The sequence below is a fragment of the Bacteroides stercorirosoris genome, from assembly GCF_900142015.1.
Lineage (GTDB): Bacteria > Bacteroidota > Bacteroidia > Bacteroidales > Bacteroidaceae > Bacteroides > Bacteroides stercorirosoris.
The window spans coordinates 1-4,670 of record NZ_FQZN01000073.1; the positions used below are offsets into that span (position 1 = coordinate 1).

The window sequence follows — 4,670 nt, forward strand, 5'->3', positions numbered from 1 at the left end:
GCAAGATAACAATTTGCCGTGCCTGCACTACTCAAATCTTCTGTCCCCGCAAAATCGACAACAACCCTTGTATCTGTTGCCGCAATGTCATTCAAAGTAATATTATATGTATAGTTACCGTTCCGTTTGATATTGAAGTCACTCGTATTGTTTTCGCCAAGATACACCGTCCACGTCACGGTTACAGCACCTACCAAACCATGAATGACTACGTAAGTAGCCTTGGCTGGTGCATTGGCAGTCGTTTTATCCTTCTGGGCGGAAATGGATTTAGTCCCCCTACGGTTCTCAAACATATAAAAAGTCTTACTTACCGAAGTTGCTCCGGACGCAGCGATAACACCGCTTTCTTTCCAATGTGCGGCAGTAGCAGCCTGAACGGCATCTTCCGATGCGCGGGCAATATAATAGGAACGTGAAGGGATATTCTTTACGGAATAATCCGTAATGGTAATCCCACTGCTTTCTTTCACTTTGATTTTCAACTCAACTCGTGCAACCATGCGGGTCAATACCAGTCGTGTGGCTAAATCCTGCGCTCCCGCCTTGATATTCACACTCTTCATACTTCCGGTCATTAGCAAATTAGTACCTTTACCCAAGTCGTCCCAATTGGTAAGACTATACACCATACTTTTCAGATATGACTCCTTATGTATGGCATATCCCTTGAACAAGTCGGCTTTGCCCGTATTGGCAACGGCATAGATAGTACACCCGGTAGCACTACGGGTATTCACGGTAACCGTAGAACTACCCGTCTGATATTTCTGACCGATCAGTTCACCCGAACTGTTATACACCAGAATATGAAGATTGCTGACCACACTCTCATTGACTGTCCGGGTAGCAATATCCACCTGTTCCTCACCCTGCACTTCCAACCGGATGGTAGCAGGCTGGCCTTCCTCCATATCCTCCATACCCTCCTCTTCCGGTTGGCAGGAACTGCACACAGCCGTCATCGCCAGCAACGTGCCCAGCATGAACAGCACGAAAAGCACTTTCCAGCAAAATGGAACAGGCTCTTCCTGTCTACGGTATACTCTGTATTCAAATAACCTGATCATACTCTTCCTATTTACATTTCCACATCCTGGCTGACCGTACCCCAGGGAACCACACTCACAACGACCTTCACCTCCGCATAGCGGAAGTCAAGATCTATGTTAGTCTGTTTACCAACAGGAGCATACAAAGGACGGAATTCATTGTCTTCGGTGATAGTCAACAATTTCTCCCCCTTCCGGTAGATGTCAATTTCCAACGGCCTCCCCTCTCCGGTAGGGAAGATATGGAAAGGCGGCGCATAGACATCCCCTTCAGCGTCGGTAACGGAAGCCGGTTCATATCCGGCCCCGCTCCCGGCAGCCTCACCCGTGAAATCCATTTCCGTACTGGTGCAGTGCACTATGAAGCGGTACGATTCACCCTTGTAAGGATAACGCTCGGAAAGATAACGCGTGCGTATGCTGAGACCCGCCACCATACGTTCCATTACGAGTGTAATGTCCGCACCTTCCACGCTACGGGTCTCCGTCTCCCCTATTTCCTTGCGGCAATAGAACAGATCCGTTAGCGGGAGATGCGTGCCGTGAGCGTATTGCCGGAGTTGAAGTTTCGCATCTTTCAGAGGGGTTCCCGGCGCTATCTCCGTAGTAATCAGGCTATCTTCTTTCAGATTTCCCCAGGCTACCAGCGTGAGACGTTCGCCCTTGTCCTCTCCAAAATAGAAGTCAGAAAAGCCATCGGAGGGAATCATCCTGACGAAGCCCTGCTCATTAAAGAGGTAGATATCCGATTTCTGCAAGGCCCCGCTTCCGGTGAGGTCGTTCCCGTCAGCATCCACCGCGCGGACATGAAGTTCGTAACGGGCACAACCTTCCATATCCTCACGTACGCACGAGGCGCAGCAGAGGAGAAAAAGAAGAAAGAGCGGAAAGATGGAGGATGTTCCGGATACTCGCATAGCTTGGGCACGGATTGGTTTATAATGTCATGTCAGTCTCATATTAATTATCACTCGAAGGTCACATCCTGGTTGATGGTTAGCTCCCAATCAGCAACAGTGACCGTGAGTTGCAGGGTGGCGGGGTCTATATCCGTGTTATCGTCGGGGGCGCCTTCACCCTTAATGACGGCGGTAAGCACGTATTTAGTGTTGAGAGCGATACTACCCTTGTCAGTACCTGCCCCTCCCGAAATAGTGGTGTTAGCCTGTTTCTTGTTGATAACAATGGGATAATACCGGGGCACGGAAGCACTGGATCCACCTCCATCCGCATCAAACATGCCTTTAATGATGAGCTTGGTCGGTGTATTTGAAACATTCGGAAATGTGTAGAAGTAGTAAGGGGTAGTGAGTTCCGTATTGGCTGTATGGGTGGAAACTGTCTCGTACAGGTACTTTTTTGTATCGGTACTCCCGTCACCTCCATGAACGAGAACACTACCCGTCTTGTCCGCATTGACGGAACTGTTGGCATTCTTCAGATATACACCTGTTACCTTGAACGTCGCATCCTTGAACCGTCCCACCGGATCGAAAGCCGTCTTGATGCTGCTGATAGATACTCTCGCCACAAGACGGGACAGGGCTATCTCCGCCTCGGTTTCCGTGCCCGCCGTGAAATCCTTTCCGATGGCGCTTCCCAGCATCGGGAGGTTGTTGGCCTTTTGCGTATCCGTTGCCGCACCGGCTCCAGCAGCCTTGGTGGTTTCCGAAAGTAGCATCAGCTTGGCTTTAAAACCGGCAAGGTTGGTAACTCCCGCAAAAAGTCCTGTAGAGGCATTGGCCACCACATAAATGGTCTGTCCGTTGCCGGGTTCGCAAAGCATCGTAATCTTCTTGCCGGTACCACTTGTTGCAGCCTTGATGTCATCGCCCGTGAATTCCCGCAGGGCATTGACAGGGTTGCCCGATGCTCCGGTGAAGACAGCCACCGTCAGGCGGTTGATCTGGGATTCATCCGTGGTAGGCAAAGTCCCCGTAGCACGGCTGTCAGCAGGGGTACCCACCAAGGTCAGTTCAAGTCTTGCAGTCTTTTCCTTCGGCTGGATTACATTCTCGTTTTCATCGCTGCCGCATGCGGACAGTGAAAGGGTGGCCGTTGCCAGCACCGCCCATAAGTAGTTACTCGTTTTCATATATTATACCGTTTATGGTTATTCTGTATTATTTATCTGTATTATCCATCTCTTAATTCTTAATTCTCTGCTTTTAATTTCTCCAGTGCCTTAACAGCCTGCTCCACTCCGGCGGCGGCAGCCATCGTGAGGTACACCTCCGCTTTGTCCCGGTTTCCTTCGAGCAGGCAGAGAATGCCCATATTGTTATAAGCCATCGGCAGAGTAGCGAAACGTTCCAGGTATTGGCGGGCACGCTTCGTATCCCGTTTTGTGAGTGCCACCGCCGCCGCATTGATGTTGGCTTCCGGACTGTCCGGGAAAAGTCGGGCAGCAAGATCAAGAACGTCATTATATTCGGTGGAACCTGCCGGATAGCTGCCGGCTACGGCGAAGAACTCGTTCAGGCGCAGGGCGCGCTGTTTTCCACTACGCAGCAGTTGGAGACTTTCGGCAGCGTCCAGAGGCTTGCGCGTGTATTCTATCCGGTAGTCCACACGCATCACCGCCGGGAATATCTTCTCCGAGAGATACCTGTAAGGCTTGCCGTCGGCAAGAGACATCAGCATACGTTCGCGGCCTTTGGAAATCTCCACATTATCAATAAGGTCGAGGGTGGCATCTTTCAGCATCATATCGCTTCCCCGAACCAGGCTGGTGATCGAGTCCCAGTCTTCGGGAATCCAGTCCACTTCCAGCAGGGCTTTGCCCGACAGACGGTTTTCACGCAGGTATTCCTTCAGCTTAAGAGCACGTATCAGGGCGTTGGTCTCGTTCTTCTTCAGGTTACCCACCGGGGCGCCATAGCCCGTCACACGGACTTTGGCCAGTTCCGTGCCCGTCTCCCGGCGTACCTCACGCAGGGCGTCACGAAGACGGTAGTAAATCTCGAAGTTCTGCTTTTCCTCGGAGAGTTCGCCAAGTTGCTTACCGTCCTTCCGGTCTTCCTCCCGTTCAAAGTACGGGATAGACCCTGTGATGCAATGCAGCGTGTCCTTGTCCGGTGCGGGCTGGATGAAGTTTACCAATGAAAGGAAACCGGCGTCGGTACCCGCATCCCACGGGGAGGTCCTCAGTTTCGGCAGGCGGAGGCCGTCCGCTATCTTATCCTCGTAGATATCCCCTTTCCGCCCGTGGCAGGCACATTCCTGAGAGCGGAGCAGGAGGACGGCCTGTTCCATCCACTCTTCGTAAGGGATAGAAGCCTTATAGGTAAACGCGCGGGAGACCGCAGCGTCGTCACGGATTACGACCGCCGGGATGGGCGAAGTACGCGCCTTGCCGTTACGTTTGCCCGCGGACAATGCCTGTGTACGCTGATACACTTTCTGTTTCTCCGCACCGTTGATGAGGACGGAGGGAAGTTCCTGCTCGGATTCACCGCTTTTAAGCACGGGGGTCACGGTCAGGGATTCGTCAGAAGGCATCTGCAGGTTCTCAAAGTCTACGGAAAGTTCCACGTTCAGGTGCCCGTCAGTCAGTGAAAAATGCTGTCCGGTGACAAACAGTTCTCCACGGTAGAACTCCTGCCCGGGGCAGAAGCT

4 protein-coding genes are annotated in these 4,670 nt (G+C 52.0%); all 4 read right to left on the reverse strand.

What is annotated here, in order from left to right; translation table 11 throughout:
* Positions 1 to 1,070: DUF4906 domain-containing protein (locus BUC01_RS24690; protein ID WP_025836001.1), on the reverse strand; the 1,070-nt coding region annotated here is incomplete at its 3' end.
* A gap of 11 nt (positions 1,071 to 1,081) precedes the next feature.
* Positions 1,082 to 1,888, reverse strand: a complete 807-nt coding sequence (locus BUC01_RS24695) for a FimB/Mfa2 family fimbrial subunit (RefSeq protein WP_034524856.1) — start codon at positions 1,886 to 1,888, stop codon at positions 1,082 to 1,084.
* Positions 1,889 to 2,019: 131 nt separating this feature from the next.
* On the reverse strand, positions 2,020 to 3,147 hold the full coding sequence (locus tag BUC01_RS24700) for a fimbrial protein (protein WP_073315193.1): 1,128 nt from the start codon (positions 3,145 to 3,147) through the stop codon (positions 2,020 to 2,022).
* A gap of 59 nt (positions 3,148 to 3,206) precedes the next feature.
* Positions 3,207 to 4,670: DUF3868 domain-containing protein (locus BUC01_RS24705; protein WP_073315195.1), on the reverse strand; the 1,464-nt coding region annotated here is incomplete at its 5' end.